Source organism: Rhodobium orientis (genome assembly GCF_003258835.1).
GTDB lineage: Bacteria > Pseudomonadota > Alphaproteobacteria > Rhizobiales > Rhodobiaceae > Rhodobium > Rhodobium orientis.
In genome coordinates this window covers 35,792-54,874 of the sequence record NZ_NPEV01000039.1, presented here as the reverse complement: position 1 = coordinate 54,874, position 19,083 = coordinate 35,792, and the positions used below count along the sequence as shown (strand labels likewise).

General features: G+C 58.7%; 12 protein-coding genes and 2 pseudogenes. 1 reads left to right on the top strand and 13 read right to left on the bottom strand.

Going from position 1 to position 19,083, the window contains the following annotated elements; all coding sequences use genetic code 11:
• Positions 1–83 precede the first annotated feature (83 nt).
• The 13 genes and pseudogenes from CH339_RS16525 to CH339_RS16465 all read right to left on the bottom strand — a co-directional run.
• Positions 84–941, bottom strand: a pseudogene (locus CH339_RS16525) (tyrosine-type recombinase/integrase); the annotation flags it as partial.
• A 547-nt stretch (positions 942–1,488) separates the two neighbouring features.
• Positions 1,489–4,623 (bottom strand): type I restriction endonuclease subunit R, encoded by a 3,135-nt coding sequence (locus tag CH339_RS16520; protein ID WP_111435475.1) that lies wholly within the window; start codon positions 4,621–4,623, stop codon positions 1,489–1,491.
• On the bottom strand, positions 4,620–6,446 hold the full coding sequence (locus tag CH339_RS16515) for a DUF262 domain-containing protein (RefSeq protein ID WP_111435474.1): 1,827 nt from the start codon (positions 6,444–6,446) through the stop codon (positions 4,620–4,622). Before CH339_RS16515 ends, CH339_RS16520 begins: the two co-directional genes overlap by 4 nt.
• Complete coding sequence (locus CH339_RS16510; protein WP_111435473.1) at positions 6,439–7,464, bottom strand: SIR2 family NAD-dependent protein deacylase; 1,026 nt, start codon at positions 7,462–7,464, stop codon at positions 6,439–6,441. The genes CH339_RS16515 and CH339_RS16510 overlap by 8 nt, the downstream gene beginning before the upstream one ends.
• 3 nt (positions 7,465–7,467) lie before the next feature.
• A complete protein-coding gene (locus CH339_RS16505; RefSeq protein WP_111435472.1) occupies positions 7,468–8,805 on the bottom strand; it encodes a restriction endonuclease subunit S in 1,338 nt (445 codons plus the stop codon).
• On the bottom strand, positions 8,802–10,400 hold the full coding sequence (locus CH339_RS16500; protein ID WP_111435471.1) for a class I SAM-dependent DNA methyltransferase: 1,599 nt from the start codon (positions 10,398–10,400) through the stop codon (positions 8,802–8,804). The genes CH339_RS16505 and CH339_RS16500 overlap by 4 nt, the downstream gene beginning before the upstream one ends.
• Positions 10,400–10,747: a helix-turn-helix domain-containing protein gene (locus CH339_RS16495; RefSeq protein ID WP_111435470.1), complete on the bottom strand. Its 348-nt coding sequence runs from the start codon at positions 10,745–10,747 to the stop codon at positions 10,400–10,402. Before CH339_RS16495 ends, CH339_RS16500 begins: the two co-directional genes overlap by 1 nt.
• 927 nt (positions 10,748–11,674) lie before the next feature.
• A pseudogene (locus CH339_RS25170) lies at positions 11,675–11,806 on the bottom strand (IS630 family transposase); the annotation flags it as partial.
• Between the two features lie 328 nt (positions 11,807–12,134).
• A protein-coding gene (locus tag CH339_RS16485) for an IS3 family transposase (protein ID WP_420825897.1) occupies positions 12,135–13,234 on the bottom strand; the annotation gives its coding sequence in 2 pieces (ribosomal slippage) (positions 12,135–12,973 and positions 12,973–13,234; 1,101 coding nt in all).
• 238 nt (positions 13,235–13,472) lie between these two features.
• Entirely contained in the window at positions 13,473–14,975 is a 1,503-nt protein-coding gene (locus tag CH339_RS16480) for a tripartite tricarboxylate transporter permease (protein WP_170138558.1), read from the bottom strand.
• 7 nt (positions 14,976–14,982) lie between these two features.
• A complete protein-coding gene (locus tag CH339_RS16475) occupies positions 14,983–15,456 on the bottom strand; it encodes a tripartite tricarboxylate transporter TctB family protein (protein WP_111435467.1) in 474 nt (157 codons plus the stop codon).
• An 88-nt stretch (positions 15,457–15,544) separates the two neighbouring features.
• Positions 15,545–16,534 (bottom strand): Bug family tripartite tricarboxylate transporter substrate binding protein, encoded by a 990-nt coding sequence (locus tag CH339_RS16470; RefSeq protein WP_170138557.1) that lies wholly within the window; start codon positions 16,532–16,534, stop codon positions 15,545–15,547.
• 187 nt (positions 16,535–16,721) lie between these two features.
• Positions 16,722–17,450, bottom strand: a complete 729-nt coding sequence (locus CH339_RS16465) for a GntR family transcriptional regulator (RefSeq protein WP_111435465.1) — start codon at positions 17,448–17,450, stop codon at positions 16,722–16,724.
• Between the two features lie 183 nt (positions 17,451–17,633).
• On the opposite strand from CH339_RS16465, the gene CH339_RS16460 reads away from it, so the two are divergent.
• A complete protein-coding gene (locus tag CH339_RS16460) occupies positions 17,634–19,055 on the top strand; it encodes an MmgE/PrpD family protein (RefSeq protein ID WP_111435464.1) in 1,422 nt (473 codons plus the stop codon).
• The last annotated feature ends 28 nt before the right edge of the window (positions 19,056–19,083 follow it).

Sequence of the window (19,083 nt, the reverse complement as noted above, 5' to 3'; positions counted from 1 at the left end):
CATCTGCGACCTCTTCGACCCCGAAGAATGCTTCAACTTCCTCAAAGCGTCAGGATATGTCGCAGATTAAACGCAAAGCGCTCTAGCCGCAGACAGCTGCCATCGGCATCGACTTCGCTCCAGCCCATGTTGATGACTTCCCCACGCCGGCAACCGGTGAGGGCAAGCACGCGGATCATCCCGGCCGCGACTACATATTGCCCATCCTCTTCTATCTTCCGGAGGATTTCGCCGAGCGTGCGATACTCATCTTCGCTCAGGCGACGGGTGTTGATGTTGTCCTTGGGCTTGCGGATGCCGTGGGCGGGATTCTGGTCGATAACCCCAAGCTCAATGGCATAGCTCAAGATACCGCCTAGAAGACTGACGGTGCGAGCGGCTGTGCCGGCGCCGCCACGAACGATCGACCGGCCGCGCAACTTACCGGTCTTCTCACTCATCCGCGTCTTGCCGGCCATGACGTCCTTCATGGCCTGGGTAATGTCCGCCTTGGTCAGGTCCCGCACCTTGCGGGCACCAAGCAGCGGGATGATGTGGCGCTTGATCCGTCCGACATCGGTAATGATCGTGGTTGCTTTCTTCGGGCGCCCTCTCTTGCCCAGAATAAGCCCGCGATCGAGATCGTCGAGGTAGCGGTCGCAGAGTTCCTTGACCGTCATCGCCTCGCGATCGAGTTGGCGATCCTCGGCAGGATTTCCACCCCTGGCAACGTCGCCCAGAAGAGACTTCGCCTCCCGCTTCGCCGTCTCTGGTGTCCACACGCCATGCAAGCCGATCGTATAGCGGCGCGAGCGGCCGGCCGCGCGGTACTGGACGACATAGCTGCGCTTGCCTGATGCGAAGACACGCAAGCCGAAGCCTGGGAGTTCTTCGTCCCAGATGATATAGTCGGATGCGCGTATCTCAGCGCCATCGACGATCCGTTTGGTCAGTTTCGCCATGCTTCGGCACCTCGCGGACAGACCCCTCGCGTAAGCCAAGCGTAAGCACGACAGGGAGAGGTATCAGCCGCTGCATCGTATCGACGGCACAGTTGCGAAGCAAACTTCTTTTTGTATTTCAACGTCATAGCGTGCATTCGGATAAAATCGGATAGTTTCGGCAAGGCCCACTATCCATTCTCCGAAGGCAGAGGTCACAGGTTCGAATCTTGTCGGGTGCACCAATATTTTCAATGACTTAGAAGGTTATGCGGTTCTGCCGAAATGCTCCGGGTAGCACCGGCGTAGCACGCCGGGCTGAGATTTCGCCCCATTCTGGTTGTGAGAAAATCCGCCGTTTTCTGCCGCTTTTCCTGTGAATTCGCGTCGCCCACCTGACCTGCCACCGAATGCATCCCAGACCGCCGCACTGCTGCGGCCACAAGATAGAGTTAGAGATAGGGATATAAGAGAGTTTGCTTTCCTCGGAGCCGCCTTCGCACAAGCGAAGGAAGGCGGTTCCGAGGGAGGCAAACGGCGCTTTCCTTGGTGAGCAAGAGCATGCTGCTCATCCCACCTGCCGCAGAAGCGCCTCCGCCTGTTCCAGCACGAGCTTCACCGCGTCTTCGGCAAGATCGGGGGGATAGCCATATTTTTTCAGGATGCGTTTTACTAGTACTCGCATCCTTGCCCGGGCGCTTTCCCTCTTATGCCAATCAACCGTCGCGTTTTGCCGAAGCTGCTCAAGGAGTTCATGAGCTATCAAGCGAAGCGTGTCGTTTCCGAGCACTTCAATGGCACTCTCATTTTGCGCCAGCGCGTCATAGAAGGCGATCTCCTCGCCCGATAGCCCTTGTTCTTCGCCTCGCTTTCTCGCGGCTTGCAGGTCTTTTGCAAGGGCAATCAATTCGTTGATCATTTCCACCGCCGAAATAGCGTTGGAATGGTACCGTGCAACCGCTTCTTCCAGTCTCTTTGAGAAGGTGCGGCTTTCGACCACGTTGGATTGCATCCGGCTTTTGATCTCGCCGTTCAGCAGCTTTCGCAGCGCCTCTAGGGCAAGGTTCTTTCGTTCCATTCCCTGAAGTTCAGCGAGGAAATCATCCGACAAGATCGAGATATCGGGGCTTTCAATCCCGGCAGCGTGAAGCACATCTATGATCTCGGTGGATGCGACCGCGCGATCAATAAGCTGTTGAACCGCGAATGTTCGGTCAGACTGTGAAATGGCTCCCGTGGCAGTGGATTTCGCAATTGCTGCGCGGATTGTTTGGAAGAAGCCAACCTCATTGCGGATTGCGGCTGCCGCATCGCTGGCGGACGCCAGAGCATAGGCCTTGGTCAGGGCGAGGACCAAATCTTGGTAGGCACGATGCGCCTGCTTTCGGCTTTCATCGTTCGTGGCCTTTCCAGCTTCCTCCTCCTGCCACTTGAGCACCCAGTCGATAGCACCTGCGACAGCTTTCAAGCGCTCTTGTGGTGCTCCCGTCAAACCGGCTTGATAGTCGTGCCCATGAAAAACAGCCTTTACCCGCTGGAAGGCTTCTTGCGTGACAGCTTCGGCCTCGTCTTCCGGGATACCAGTCTTGCTTTGGTCTGTCGGGCTATAATCCTTAAGTGCGTTTTTCAGGTTCTGGAGGATGCCTATATAATCGACGATGAGACCGCCCGGTTTGTCGCGAAATACCCGATTGACTCGGGCAATCGCCTGCATCAGTCCATGACCTCGCATAGGCTTGTCGACGTACATCGTGTTCATGCAAGGCGCGTCAAAACCGGTGAGCCACATGTCGCGTACGATGACGAGTTTAAGCGGGTCATTCGGGTCTCTGGCCCGCTTCGCAATCAGGTCGCGCCGTCGCTTGTTGCCAATGTGCTGCTGCCAGCTCAACGGATCGGATGCCGCGCCGGTCATAACGATTTTGACTGCGCCTTCGGCATCATCTTCAGAATGCCAGTCAGGCCTTAGCTTGATGATCTCTTCATAGAGTTCGACGCAGATACGCCTGCTCATGCAAACCGCCATCGCCTTTCCGTCCAATGAGGCAAGACGTGCTTCAAGGTGCGCGACAAGGTCGGACGCAACCAAACTGAGCCGCTTTTCGGCACCAACCAGCGCTTCTACCGTCGCCCATTTGGCTTTGAATTTCTCCGCCTCGGTTAGCGTATCGTCTTCGACCAGCGATTCAACTTCGACGTCGATTTTCGGTTTCTCGTCCTCGTCCAACTCGATGCGGGCCAAGCGGCTTTCATAGTAGATCGGAACGGTCGCACCGTCTTCTACCGCGCGCGAGATGTCGTAGACGTCTATGTAGTCGCCGAAGATCGCAGGCGTGTTTCGGTCCTCACCTTCAACAGGCGTTCCTGTGAAGCCAATGAAGGAAGCGTTGGGCAACGCTTGGCGGATATAATGCGCATAGCCGTAGCGGCGGATGCCGGTCTTTGTATCAAGGCGCGCATCGAGCCCGTATTGGGTGCGGTGTGCTTCGTCAGCAATGACAATGACATTGCGACGATCAGTCAGAAGCGGGAAGCTTTCTTCGGTTCCGACCGGCAGGAACTTCTGAACAGTGGTGAAGATCACACCGCCCGCTGATCGCTCTAACAGGCGCTTCAGGTCTTCGCGGTTTTCGGCCTGCTCTGGACGCTGGCGAATGAGGTCGCGGCACAGACTAAACGTGCCAAAGAGCTGATCGTCGAGGTCATTCCGATCCGTCAGAATGACCAGCGTTGGGTTTTGCAGCTCGACCGAACGGACCGCCAAACCAGCAAAGAACGCCATAAGGAAGCTCTTGCCTGAGCCTTGAGTATGCCAGATCACGCCGATCTTGCGGTCGCCCTCCGGACTCGATGCGTCAATGGCCTCCCGGATAGCCTTCTGTGCGCCGTGGAACTGATAGTATCCGGCAATGATCTTGAAGGGGCCATCGCCGCGATCACCGAAAACTGTGAAATCCCGAATGAGTTTCAGGAACCGCTGACGCTCGAAAACACCCTGCAATAAAGTGTCGAGTTCCGGCGTGCCGGGTGGCGCGTAATCTGTGCCCTCCACAGTGCGCCAAGGCATGAAACGCTCTTCCTGAGCGGTTAGCGAACCGACACGGGCCTTGATGCCATCTGAGGTGACGAGAACTGCATTCGTCCGAAACAGCGAGGGGATATCGCGCTTGTAGGTCTCGATCTGATTGAACGCCGCCGTGAGGGTCGCATTCTCGTCGCCGGGGTTTTTCAGCTCAAGAACGGCCAGAGGCAAACCATTGACGAAAAGGACGAGATCTGGCCTACGGTTTTTGCGTCCTTCGATCAGCGTAAACTGATTGACCACAAGCCAGTCATTGGCATCTGGATTCTCGAAATCGATCAGCCAGACTTTTTCCCCGACGATGCGCTCCTCTGAGCGATATTCAACGGTCACACCCTCCGTGATCAGTGCGTGAATGCGCCGGTTCTCTTCGACAGCGTCGTGGGTCCGGCTGGTCAGCACTCGCCGGATCGCTTCGGCGCGTACCTCATCGGGCACATCGGGGTTGATCTGCTCAACCCAAGCCTCAAGGCGCTTGAGTAGCACGGCCTCGGAGTAGGACGGGCGTTGGGGTGATGCTCCGTCCGGAGCTATAACGCTGCCGTGCAGATAGAGCCAACCGAGTGTCTTCAGCGTCTCGATGCCGGCCTGCTCGACAGTGTCTTCGGAAAAGCCGCTCATGCCGGCCCCGCCGCTTTACCTGACTTCACGTCCCACACGTCTGTGGCTAGCCGTGTCAGGAACTTCTGTCTGTCCTCCACGGATGTGGAATTCCAGACTGGAAAAACCTCTAGCGATTCTGCCGCCTTGGTGATCTTGTCTGCAACGCCAACTTGGCCGCTTTGTTTGCTCGCCTGACAGCGCGTCAGCAGGTATTTAGATTGCGGATAGACCTTAATCTTCTCGGAGTATTTTCCGTTCTGGATCGCTCGATTGATGGATTTTTCGATAAGCAGTAGATTTCCAAGCCGTTGGATGATCTCCTGATCATCGCCGCCGTCTCCGAATTCAGAGAGCGCGTCGCCATCCCCATTGTCAGGAAGAATGTGCTCTATGTCGTTTCCGCCGGAAACATAGTCTTCTAAATCGTCTCGACCTTGGCTAGGTCCGTAGGCCTGCAAGTCCACGTGCTGGGTGATCTTCGCCAATAGGTACCGGATACGGAACTGGCGGGTGTCTCCAAATTTCAGCGTTTGAAGTCGGGCCGAGAAATGAGTTGCGAGGCTCTCTCGTTCCTTCTTGAAGTGATCGAGAATAAACTGATCAAATTCGTCGTCGGACGTGGTTCGCAACTCATGCGCCGCATCCACAATCCGGCGCTCGTACTCTTTGCCCGGCGTCCCTGTGATAAGCCAGACAAACATCGTCTTCTCAATCTCGTCGCAAAGATTGGCAAAGTTCGATGGCGTTAGGTGCCGCCCGGCCATCAGAATTATGAAGTGCTGCTTGATTGACTTGCCGCCAAGCAGCCGCGTGTTGCCAATGCCCCTTTCGATCCCGCCAGACGCATTCCGGTTCGAAGCGAAGTTTCTGTAAGCCTTTGCCGCATCCAACAGTTTGTTCGCAAACTTGGTCGGCTCGCTTGCGTGCTTGGTCAGCTTTTCGTTCTTTAGGAACCAGTCATAGATGACCTCTTCCCGAAGCTTGCTGTCCACATCAAAGCTAGCGAGGAGATAGTAGCGCAAAAACCGCAACGGCTTCTCGCGGGCGTTGTAGATTTCGTCCGTCAACTGCTTCCAGATGTCTTTTAGCTTGGTGTACTCGCTCTCCTTCGCATTCATGAAAAGAAGGTTTTTGAGAAGGTCCATGGCGTCGAGTCCGACGCCACGATCGTTGATCGTCTCGAATATCTTAAGCGCCTTCGCAATCGTCGGCGTCTGGATGCGGATGATTTTGACCTTGTTGGTCAAATAGCCATGGAATTTACGGATCGCAGCGGGATCGCCTTCCAGCGTGGAGGAAATGAATTCGCGGACCGTCTGATAAGCGTTACCGATGTTTCGAATGGAGCGCGTCTGCTCCTTGTTCGCATCCTTGCCCGTTCCCTCAGCATATTGAACGAGGATGCCGCCAGAATCCTCGTATTGCAGCTCCAGCCGATAGCGCGCGATACTCTCTCCCTGCCAATCCACAGTGCTTGATGCGATTTGACCTTTGAGTTCTTCGGGAAGGCTCTGTTCAAGCTCAACCAATGCGTCCCGAAGTGCGCAAAGCGTCAAATAAGCTGTGGTAGTGCGCTGTTGACCGTCGATCAGCTCGAGAACATCATTGGCGTCTTTGCAGACAACAATTGTCCCGATGAAATATTCCGGCGCAAAGTCCTTGGTGGCGTTTTCATATTCGGTGTAGATGTCAGTAAGGAATTGGTCGACTTCCTCACCGCCTTCCCCCTTGGGGTTGGTCTCTCCCCAGACATATTCCCGCTGATAGTCAGGTACCCGGTAGAAATCCTGAAACATCCGCTTCAGTGTCATGTCGTCGGAGATGATGCTTTGTTCAGTCATCCAGCCCGCCCTCCATCAGTGTAATCAACAGGTCTTCAATATATTGGTCGTGGTCGTCCGCCGGATAATAGATCGGGTGGATTTCGGCTTCGGCTAAAAAGGCTCGGCGTGCCGCTCGGTCGTTCTCAACGGGGCAAGGTAGAAAAGCATAATGGCGCACGGGTGCATCGGCGTTCTGTGCGCGGATATCGCAAAGAGCTGAATAGGTCCGGTCTGATTGCAAACTGGAACCCATGAACAGCAAGCTTCTTGTGCCGATCAGAGCCCCGAGGATGCCGGTTAATGTTACGCCGCCATTATACGCTGCATCATATTCCGCCTGCGTGAGCACCCTGCCGTCCTGCGCATCGGCTTCGCCATGTAGCCGCAATAAGCAGTGCGGGTCGTTTCCTAGCCGCTGGCGGGCTTCACGTAGACGCTGTCCGCAAAACTCGTTGGAAAAGGGGATCGCGGCTCCATGGTAGATATGCGTCAGGACGTAGTCGAAATTGGTCGTCAGTACCTCGTTTTGAAATAAGCTGGGCAGGAGACAAACAGGGCCGGCTGCATTTGGACGATGCCGTCCAAGCTGGTTGTTGATTTCTTCGGCAAGCACACCCGGGCCAAGCGTGTCATGCACAAGCTGTGCGGCTTCTTCATATTTGCCGCGCGTCAGCATCGCTTCGACATCGGCTCTGATCTGAGGCGCATCAGGTAAGAGCGAAAGCAGGAACGCACCCCAAGGCCGATAGCCGCTCGCGATGGACATGCCCGCACCAATGAACGGGAAAATCTGTCCGTTTTGCTTACGAGCGGTCAGCGTGCGGAAGCGGTCAAGGCATCCATTTTCACCGAGGAACTCCGCGACACGATCCTTGGCTTGTTGGATTTGATCTTGAACGTAGACCGTGAACGTTGCCTCATAATCGTGTTCCGCCATTGTCTTGAACACCTCAGCGCTCTCCCACGTGAAGCCTGCGACTTCGACCGAGCCGCTACTGTTGAGGTCATCAATGAAACGCTGGCGGAAATATTCCATCGATCATTCCACCAGCTTTTCGGCATTCCGCATCCGCACTTCACCAGACATGAGTTTTGGCAGGAGATAATCTCGGGTTTCAGCGAGAGTGCGGTTTTCGAGGTCGTTGTGAATGGTACGCTCAACCAGCGACTCGATGATTTCGGTCATCGCCCCAAGCATTGGTTCCGGCGGAGCAATGACGCGCGCCGCCGACAGATGGCCCCGCTGGATATGGCCCATCGTTGTTGCCTTGGAGGCGGCAATCGTCTGGAACTCAGGCAGGTGGTGATGCACCCATTGGGAGTAAAACCATCGCGGATGGGTGGCGGATGACACCTTGAAAAGGTGTTGATTCAATGCTCCTTCGCCTTCGGTCCAGAATTTCGCCATTAGGCTGCCCGACCACGAGAACAGGAAATCCCCATCTTTGATCAGATACTTGTCCGCAATCGAACGGTTCGCGAGGTTGGTCTTTGTTGTGATCCCTCCGCGAAGCTCGGCAATCTTGATGACAGGCAGGTCGTCGTCGCCGGTTGGTGGGAATTTCTGCAGGGCGACGCCGTTTAGAAATTCTGCAACTTCATTCAAACCTTTGTCTTCCCACCCCTCGGGCAAACCATCATCGCCGAATCTGTCCGGGAACAGTCCGGCGAGGGCGACGGCTTTGGCGGGGTCGGTGATGAGACCGCCGAGAATGGCGACGGGATCGGTTACGCCTTCATGCTTACGGCGGGTTGGGCCAAAATCGACGAACCAGTCCTTGAAGATCGCCTGTGCCAAAGCCTCCAGCGTCTCATTTGTTCGCCGGTTCAGCTCAATCTTGTCATCGAGGGCAGAGAGGACTGAGCCAATCTCCTCCTGCTCGTCTAAGCTGTCTGGGAGTTCAAGTGCATGTGTTGTAGCGAACTGAGTATATTGGAAGCGCGCAACTCCCGTATGCTGAACATGGAATGGCAGCAATTCTTCTCTGATATATTCGTCTTGCAGCTTCCAAAATATGTAGCGTGCATCTGCCGAACCTTCGCGAATTCGGAGAAATCTTGCAAAGCTCGCGCAAAGAAGCGGTCGTTCGCTGCCTCGAAAAATACTTTCATTGAGAAAGACGCTTCGGCCCGTGAGCTGATCTTTCGTTCCGCCTGCGGTTTCAATCAGAACATCGCCGGATCGTAGCTTCTTCTTTTCGACAACACTCGACCGCACATAGCGCTTCGGAATGCTGGAAAGGTCTCCATACCGGACATTGCTAAAGTCAGTGCCCCGAATAATCCCGACTTCAACGAGCCCGGCGTCGGGTTCGCCTTTTCCCCACTCTCCATCGCGTGTGAATTCTAACAAGTCGGCGAGTACGGAAACACTCATTCCGCAAGCCTCAAGAGATTTGTCGTGATCTGGCTTTCGAGAATTCGGGCTTGTTCGAACTGAGCCTTTAAGGTGTGACGTAAGCTGCTAATCCGCTCCTCAAACGGCACGCCGTCATCCTCGGCATCCTCGGCCCCGACATATCGGCCCGGCGTAAGTACGTAGCCGTGCTTGGACACCTCTTCCTTGCTTGCCGATTTGCAAAATCCCGGCACGTCCTCATAGCCGCCGTCCTTGTTGCGCCAGCTATGATAGGTACCAGCGATCTTTTCGATATCCTCGGGCGTGAACTCGCGCCGCGTACGGTCGACCATTACGCCCAGTTTGCGCGCGTCAATGAACAGAAACTGACCACGCCGGTCACGGTGGCCATTGGCGCTCTTGCTCTTGGCAAGAAACCACAGGCAAGCGGGAATTTGCGTAGAATAAAACAGCTGGCCGGGCAGAGCGACCATGCAGTCGACAGCATCTTCCTCGATCATCTTGCGCCGGATTTCACCCTCGCCCGATTGCTGTGAAGACATCGAACCATTGGCCAGCACCACGCCCGCTGTGCCGCGTGGGGCAAGGTGGTGGTAGATGTGGCTGAGCCATGCGTAGTTGGCATTGCCCTGCGGCGGGGTGCCGAACTCAGTCCAGCGGATGTCTTCCGCGAGGCTTTCGCGCCACCAATCCGACACGTTGAAGGGCGGGTTGGCGAGGATGAAATCAAAATAGGTGTTGGAGAACTCGTCGCGGGTGAAGGAGCCTTCGTTGTTCCACTTGATATCAGCATCGATGCCGCGAACGGCGAGGTTCATTTTGCAGAGCTTCCAAGTGGTGTGGTTGCGCTCCTGCCCATAGATTGAGATTTGCCGCTTGGCCTCTTCGACATGCTGTTGGTCTGAATGGTCTTCGATGAACTTTTCCGACTGCACGAACATGCCCCCTGAACCGCAGCAGGGGTCATAGACGCGGCCCTTGTAAGGCTCTAGCATCTCGACCATGACGCGCACGACCGAGCGGGGGGTAAAGAACTCGCCGCCGCGCCGTCCTTCTGCTCCGGCAAAGCCCGACAGGAAATACTCGTAGGCCCTACCCAACAGGTCGCGCGCTTTCTCGCCTTCCACATGCATGGTCACATCGGAGAATAACTCGACCAGATCGCCGATCATCTCCTTGTCGAGCGCCGGACGGCCATAGTCCTTGGGCAGAACACCCTTCAGCGTGGTGCTGTTGGCCTTCTCGATGGCTTCCATGGCGGCGTCGATCAGACCGCCGATATCGACCTTCTTTTCCTTGTTGGTGACTGGATCGATGATCTTTAGGTCGCGGGCGCGGGCGTTATCCTTCAGATAGGACCAGCGGGCGATGTCGGGTACCCAGAATACACGATCTTTCAGGTACTCTTCCGGGTCCTCCAAATCGGCGAACTCTTCCTGCTCCAGCTTTTTGCGCTGAGCTTCGAAGGCTTCAGAGATATATTTCAGGAAGATCAGGCCGAGCGCGACATGCTTGTACTCGGATGGCTCCAGATTGCCCCTGAGCTTGTCCGCTGCCTTGAACAGGTCCGCTTCAAAGTTCAAATCGCCATTACCATTGCGCCCGTTCGCCATTATTTTTCTTTCCCTTTTGCGTTTTTCCTAGCGGCGATAGCCTCGGCTTGGATAACGAACAATTCGAGTTCTTCAGCGTTCATGCCTTTTGCCGCGTTTGCAAATCGGTCAATGAACGCTGCTTTCTCAGGATCATCTTCATGCGCACCAGCAACCCCGAGTAGCCAGTTGGGGGTAGTCTGCAACACTTCGGCGATCTTCGTCAGCGTCGTCAAATCCGGCTCCCGCCGACCGGCGATATAGTGACCATATCTGCGCTCCTCCAACCCCGCTCGTCGCGCGGCTTCTGAGTTTGAAATTCCCATTTGATCGGCTCGCTCTCGGAGCCTTTTTGCAAAAATGCCCATGCGAACATTCTGTTCTGCATAGACTCCGTTCCGGCTATGTACTATTTGTTGTAGAGATAGAACTTTATGTAGTAAACGGATGCCCTCGAAATCCATGTCTGATTGGCGATCATGGCTAGAACCGGCTATTTGGTTCCTGTGCCTTTCCCCGATCTGGGGCGCTTTCGCATGGGGATTTTGGGAAGGGTCCATCCGGCCCGGTCTGATCCCGCGCGACGAAATCGTCGCCGAAGCTGATAGGTTATGGGCAATGGACGATGATCGCGCCTTTGACACGGCCTGCATTGAAGAACATGCGGCATGGTATCGCTCCGACACTTTCGAGCAGGGCCGTTGGCGGAGGGTGCGGCGCGAAATCATGCGCAGGGAACGCGCAAGGGGCACCACGTTTCGAAAGGTGCGTCATGTTGCTGACTTTCAGTGAGTTCTGAAGCCCTCCGGTTTGGACTTTTCATCCTCACCGGAAGGCGGATACCGATTTCTCCCAATCGGTAAGGGTTAGGTCTTCCCTATCCTGTCGATTTGTCCTTGCCACACATTCCAACTTCCTAATCCTGATATTATCCGCTGAATTGCTACCTGTTTCCTGATCCGTTTCATGCTCGGGAGCATGCAGTAGATATTCCGGTTGGGGTGCCGGTCCGTTACCCTGATACTCCGCACCGATGACTGAGGCCGGCGACAACCCCGGTGCAGAGATGAAAACGAGAGTCGCATGACGCGCACTTTTCGCTCTCATGTTACGTCCATACAGAGTCGATAATCGGCATCAAATGCTGTGACTCTGGTCGGGCGAATAGATTCCGACGAATTTCGCCGCAGACGCTTCCGCCCCCCGAAGTTTTCGGGCGCGCCAGCCAGCTACGTGTCCTTGCCGCAAATTTCGAAATCGATCTGCCTACAGGTGGCCTTTAGAGCGCTTTGCGTTTAATCTGCGACATATCCTGACGCTTTGAGGAAGTTGAAGCATTCTTCGGGGTCGAAGAGATCGCAGATGTCGCCGAGGGCGGAGATGAGGGCATCGAATGTCCTTGCGCCGATGCGTCTGAGATGGGCTTTAGAAGCGACGGACGATGCCGACTTGCCCAGACAAAGTGGCAATGGAAGCGGCGGCGGTTCCCGCCTGTTTCGCCTGTTTCTTACTCTGTTTCTTTTGGTTCCCGCCGAGAGCTGATTACCGGCCCTACGGCGGCGTGACAGGCATGTGCAGCGTGCTTCTTGTTTCCCGGCAATGATTCTCGGCCAAGGGCAGAATATCTTTGGCCGTGAGTCCACAAGCGTTGACCTGCTCCCCTGAATTGTCCTCGGTTTGAGGTTAGCCTGTACCCTGACTGAAGTGCTCCCCGTCTTTGGACCGCCGCGCGCCGGAACTTCCGGGGTGTCTGGCTCAGGAGGCGGAAGCCGCCGATGAGCCGTTCATGAGCGATATCGGCGGCTTGTTGCCGATAGCGCTGTGCGGCCGGACGGTATTGTAGTCCTGACGCCATTCCTCCATTTTCGTGCGGGCGTCGTCAAGGCAGAGGAACCAGTGGGCATTGAGGCATTCGCTCCGGAACTTGCCGTTGAATGACTCGATGAACGCGTTGTCGGTCGGCTTGCCCGGTCGCGAGAACTCCAACTCGACGCCACGCTGATAGGCCCACAGGTCAAGGTCGCGAGAGATGAACTCGCTCCCCTGGTCGACCCGGATGATCTTCGGATAGCCGACCGATCGACAGGTTCGCTCAAGCGTCGCGACAACATTTTCTCCTCGATAGCTGAACCGCGGATCGACCACCGGTGAGAAGCGCGAGAAGGTGTCGATGACCGTCAGCACGCGGATCTTGCGACCGGTCGCCAATTGGTCGTGGACAAAGTCCATCGCCCACACATCGTTGGAATGCACGGCTTCTGTCCTGTCCTCACGCAGCTTCGCCTTCACCCGCTGTTTTGGCGTCTTGTTCCTGAGCTGCAGGCCCATCTCTTTGTAAAGACGATAGATTCGCTTGGCGTTGACGTTCCAGCCTTCGCGGCGCAGCAAGACATGGATGCGCCTGTAGCCATAACGCACGCGCGTCGCAGCAATCTCCTTGATCCTGGCCTTCAGAGCAGCCTGGTCGCCGCGCTTCGACTTGTAGTGATAGAGCGACGCGTCGATCCGCAGGCAGGCACAAGCCCGTCGGATCGAAACCTTCCAGTCCACGCGGACTTTATCGACAAGCCGACGGCGGCGAGCAGGCTTCATAGCTTTTTTGACAGGACGTCCTGCAACATGGCCTTGTCGAGCGTCAGGTCGGCGACGATATTCTTCAGCCTGTTGTTCTCATCCTCCAGCTGCCGCATGCGTTTGACTTCGGACGGTGTCAATCCGCCATAACGCTTGCGCCAGTTATAGAAGGTCGCATCGCTGATGCCCGCCTTGCGGCAGACCTCCGCCACCGGCGTCCCTTCATCCGCCTGGCGCAGAATGAAGGCAATCTGGGCCTCCGAAAACTTCGACCTCTTCATGGAACTCTCCTTCTCCCCACAACGGGATCATAAGTGGAAAATTCCAGCTCAAAACGGTCCGAAATTCGGGAAGCACGTCAAGGTAGAAGGCCGGGATGATGGCACGTGAAATAAGCCAGAGCATTACTCGTGGTCTCATTATCATGCGAGGTGCACTGAGTTCTTCGTTCGGCGAATATTCCCAATTGGAAAAACGCGCGCGCGCGAACTCGGGCAAGTCCTATTTTCGGCCTTTGTCCTATTCGTCGGAGGGCAGGCGTCGCCGGCGGGCGCCAAGGCCGGCGCGCAACAGGCTGGCCGTCAGGATCGCCAGGATGGCGAGGGAGATCGGCCGCTGGAAAAAGGCGAAATACCAATCGTCGCCGAAGATCTGCATCGTGCGGACGAGTTCCGCATCGGTGATCTTGGCGAGGATGACGCCCATGACGAGGGCAGCGGGTGAATAGCCGTAGCGTTTCATGAAATAGCCGAGAACGCCGAAGCCGAGCGTCATCCAGACGTCGAACGTGGCGTTTCTGAGCGCGAACGTGCCGTAGATCGACAGCATCAGCAGGAACGGTACGAGGACGCGGGTGGAAATCGTCAGCGCCCGCGACATGACGCTGCCGGCCAGGATCGCAAACAGAACCATGACCGGCTGGGAAAGGATGGCGGCGATCACCAGGCCATAGACAAGGGTCGGCTGCTGGACGACCATCATCGGGCCGGGCTGCAGGCCCTGCATGGTGAGGGCGCCGAGGATGACGGCGGTGGCGACGCTGCCCGGCACGCCGAGCACGAGCGAGACGGTCAACGCGCCGCCGGAACAGGCGTTGTTGGCGGATTCGGCGGCAACGATGCCTTCGATCGATCCCTTGCCGTATCGTTCCGGCTCCCGCGACAGGCGCCGGGCGAGCGTGTAGGAGGAAAAGGCGGCAAGCGTCGCGCCCGCCGCCGGGATCAGGCCGACGCCCATGCCGAGGAACGAGGACCGTAAAAGGGTGACCGGATGGCTCAGGACCTCCCTGAACCCGGCGACCGTCGCGCCGATGCTGCGGTTCACTTCCGTGGCGGCGTCGACCACGGTTTCGCGGTGCGAGAGCACGAGGAGTTCGGCGACGACGAACATGCCGATCAGGACCGGCACGATCTGGACCCCGTCGGCGAGATAGGGTTCGCCGAAGGTCGCGCGCCATTCGCCCGTCGGGACGATGCCGATAGTGCCGACAAGAAGGCCGAACATGCCCGAGGCGAGGATTTTCGCCGGCGATCCCGAACCCACCGCACCGAGGATCATGACGCCGCTCAGCGCGATCAGGAAGATCTCGGTCGGCCCGAAGGTCAGCGCGATGCTGGCGACGGAGCTGATACCGAACAGCATGACGAAATAGGACAGAAGCCCGCCGAGAGCGGAAGCGGCGATCGCGACGCCGAGCGCGCGGCCCGACTGGCCGAGCCGGGTGAGCGCGTGGCCGTCGAGCGCGGTTGCGGCGTTTTCCGGCGCGCCCGGCGTGTTGAGCATGATCGCGGTGACGGCGCCGCCATAGGTGACGGCGACATAGACCGAGGTGAGGAAGACGAGCCCGGTCAGCGAATCCATCGTGAAGGTCAGCGGCAGGAGCACCGCGACCGCCATGCCCGAAGAAAGGCCGGGGGTTGCGCCGACGATGATGCCGAGAAGGGTGCCGAGGAGCACGAAGCCGGCCGCGTGCAGCGTGAAAACGGCGTCGAAACCGGCGGAAAGGTCGGTCAGGAACTGCATGGGCGCCTCAGCCAAAAAGACCGGCAGCCAGGCCGGCCGGGATGCGGGCATGGAGAACCATGGAAAAGATGACGTGCAGACCGGCAGCCATTCCGACGGGGAAAAGGACCAGAACGGCAATCCGCCTTTCGCCCATGGCAAAGGCGACGGCGAAGGTCGCGACGAGGGCAAAGAGGATGCCGCCGAGCGTCGACCACAGGCTGAGCAGCACGACGGTCACGACAATGACAAGGGCGGGGACCGCAAGGGCGCGGAACGTGACGGCGGTATCGTCGCTTCCCGCCGTCCCGTCATCTTCGCCGACGGGCCGGAAAATCCGGTAGGCGACCACGGCCAGGAGGGCCAGAAGAGCGACCGTCAGGGCGGCGGGAAAGAACCGCGCCTCGAAACTGAGCGCGTAGGCCTCGCGCCAGTAGGCGGCGACGAAAACCAGCATTGCCGCCGGGACGACGAGTTCTCCGAAGGGAAACTTCTTGATCATGGCTCCGCCGTCGATTGGGGAACGGAACCGGGGACGGCATGGGCCGAAAGGGCCGCCCCCGGGTCAGATGTCCGGATGTCTCGTCCGGTTACTTCGCGGCCTTGGCAACCGCCTTTGCGGTCGCGTCGAAGGAGGCCTTGAAGTCCTCACCGGCTGCGCGTTTCGACAGGTCGTCGAGCTTTTTCGCTTTCACTGCGGCCAGGAAGGTTTCCGAATTCATCGCCTTCAGTATCGCGTCCTGCAAGACCTTATAGTGTTCCGGGTTGTCCTTTTTCATGGCGCTTTGGACGGCATAGATACCGAAACGGGCGAGAAAGTCCGGGGTCGGGACTTCGACGCCGTATTTCGGCATGACCTCTGCCATGACGGCCGCTTCGGGCCAGCGCGGGCTCGGGCCGTCGGCGGCGATGAGAAGGGCGTGGGACTGGTCGCGGATGTTGAGGCGGGAGAAGTCGTCGCCGAGCGCGGCCGTCACATGGCCGCCGAGCATGGCGTTGGCGGCCTTGCTGCCGCCGGGATAGCCGACGATGCGCACATCGAGGCCGAGTTCGCCGACAAGCCACTTGGCGAACAGTTCCTGTGCGCCGCCCTGGGACGCGGAAATCGTCAGCTCGCCCGGGTTTTCCTTCGCCGCTTTCACGAAATCGTCGAAGGTCTTGTAGGGGCTGTCCTTGGCAACGAGAAGCAGCCGCGGGTCGGTGACGTCGACGGCGACAACCGTGAGGTCGTCGCGGGAATAGGGTGCATTTTTCAATAGCGGCCCCATGCTCAGGTCGGGTTCGTTGGTGGCGAGGATCACGGCTTCGTCGGCCGGCTCGCGCAGCACGGCGGTCGCGGCGACCTGGCCGCCGCCGCCCGGCAGGTTCTGGACGGTGACAGGGACGCCGAGGACCTCTTCGAGCGGCCCGGCGAGGAGGCGCGCCTGGCGATCGGTGCCGCCGCCGGCCGAATAGGACACGATGATCTGCACCGGACCGGTAGGCCAGTCCTTGGCGACGGCGCCGGATGCCGCGCTGAAGGCCAGGGCGGCGGTCAGCGTGGCGCCGAGGCATCGGCGAATGAATGAAGAGCCAATCATGATCTGGGATCTCCTTGCTGTTCGCGGCCGATCCGTTGGGAGGACGGAGCGGTCGTTTTGCCGGGCTGTTTGCCAGTCCCGGCTCCCTCTGACATTGGGCATCCATCGGATGCCTAGGCCCATTCAGCTTAAAAGGTATAGTTGATTAGTCAAGAACTCTTGGAGACTGGCCTGGCGCCAGCGACGCTTATTCGTTCTGCCGGACCTGGTAAGGCACCTGAAACTGCTCTTTGTAGAAGGATTCTCCGAAGACAAGCGGGCGTCCGTCGGCGTTCTTCAGTGTGTAGTCACGAATGAGGAGGGGGGCGCCGGGCGGCACATGCAGCAGGTCGCCCATCGTCTCACCGGCCAGGCCCACCCGAATGACGCCTTCGATGGCGGCGACGGGTTGCCCGACCACTTCAGCGAGGATGCGATGGATGGACAGCGTGTTGAGCGCGTTGACGGTCAACTGATCGGCGATGTCGGCGGGGATGAAGCGGCGCTCCAGGCTGAGGGGAACGGCGTTCACCAGGCGCAGACGCTCCAGCAGGTAGATGCCGCCGTCCTTCTGCTGCAAAGCCGCGCGAACCTTGGCTTCGTCGGCGATGCGGAAACTCACGAGCTGGTAGGATATGCGCTCGCCACTGGCCGCGACCTGTTCGTCGAAGGAGCGGATGCGCGTCGTCTCGAAGGGGATGTTCAGGTTGCTCTCGACGACGAAGGTGCCGCTGCCCGCGCGCCGCTCCACGGCCCCCTCGAAGACCAGTTCCTGTAGCGCTCGGGCGACCGTTGCCCGCGTTGTCTTGAACTGGGCCGACAGTTCCTTTTCTGACGGCAGTCGCTCGCCGGCACCATAGGTGCCGGATTCGATCCCGTTGCGGATGAAGTCCCGAATTTGCGCATAAATCGGCGTGAACTTGGAAGGGGTCGCCATGGCGGTGTGTTTTGCTCTCTTGAAAAGAATAGACAACTAGTCATTATAGGGGCATCTGATCGATGACTCGGCGTGAGGCGGGGTAACCCGCCCGTAAGAAGCTTAGGTGACCGGTCAACCTGTTGTCCATCCGTCGCGCCGGCGCGCCCGCGCGGCGTCCGAAATTCCGGGGGGAGGTAGACGGTGAACGTGGAATTGCAGGCAAGGTCCGACGACCTCACGGATATCGGGCGACGCGTCGCCAGCGCCTTTGCCGCCCTTGGCCCGGATGACCTGCCTGCCCAGGTGCGGCAGGTTACTTGCGATTTCCTGCTCGACACGTTCGGGGTGATCGCCGGGGCGGCCCGGGCGCCGGGCATGGTCGAGCTGCGCCGGGCGATGGACGGGTTTGAGCCGGAGGGGGCGGCGACGGATCTCCTCGGCGACGTCGGGCGCAGCCCCGCGACGGCGGCTTTCCTCAATGCCTCTTCGGCACATGCGCTCGACTTCGACGACCAGCACGATCCCGCGCGCGTTCATGTCTATTGCGTCGTGTTGCCGGCGGCGCTGGCGGCGGCCGAAGCGCGCGGCGGCATCGACGGGCGGACCTTCGTTGCCGCGATCGCCTGCGGCGTGGAGCTTTTCTGCCGTCTCGGCCTTGCCTGCTACAACAGCCTCGGCAAGGGCTGGCATCCGACGACCGCCTTCGGGTCGCTCGCCGCCGCGCTGACCGCCGGTCGCATCTTCGGCCTCGATGGCGAGCGGATGACCCATGCGCTCGGCCTTGCCTTCACCCAGATGAGCGGAACGACGCAATTCATCGCCGACGGTGCCCTTGCCAAGCGGATGGGTCCGGGCTTTGCCGCGCGAAACGGCGTCACCGCGGCCCGGCTCGCCGAAGCGGGATTAACCGGTCCGACGCGGTTTCTGGAAGGCGATGCCGGGCTTTTCGCGCTCCACGAGCGCGGCGAGGTGCGGCCGCAGGTGCTGCAGGACGGCATCGGCGATCGGTGGCACATCCTCGACATTTCGATGAAGCCCTATCCGTGCTGCCGCTGCGTCCATTCGACGATCCAGCTCGGACTGGAGCTTCATGCCGAAGGCGTCCGCGCCGCCGATGTCGAAAGCGCCGTCATCTCGCTCGGCCGGGTCAATGCCGACATCGTCGGCGCGCCGTTCGATCCCGCAGCCGCCAATCCGGTCGTCCATGCCCAGTTCAATGCCTGCTACGGCCTTGCCGCGGCGCTGACCGACGGCACGGTCGGGCTTGCGACCTATACCAAGGAGCGCATCCAGGCGCCGGAGAGCCGGTCGGCGACGCGGTTTTCGGTTGTCGTTCCAGGCTCGATCGAGCCGACGGCGATCGCCCCGGCCGCCATCGATCTCACCCTGAAGGACGGTCGCCGGATCACCAGGCGCACCGAGACCATGAAGGGCGCGCCCGACGATCCGATGTCGCCGGAGGAAATCCGCGAGAAATTCGCCGGCTGCCTCGCCTGGGGCTTCAGTGCCGACAGGGCGGCAAGCGACGGCCTTGCCGAGGCGATCCTTTCGATCGAGGACGCCGCCGACATCCGCACCGTCGTCGATGCCTTCAGCGCTTTGCGCCGCGCCCGGCGCGACTGAGCATTTCTTGAACCGGAAATATCGAACA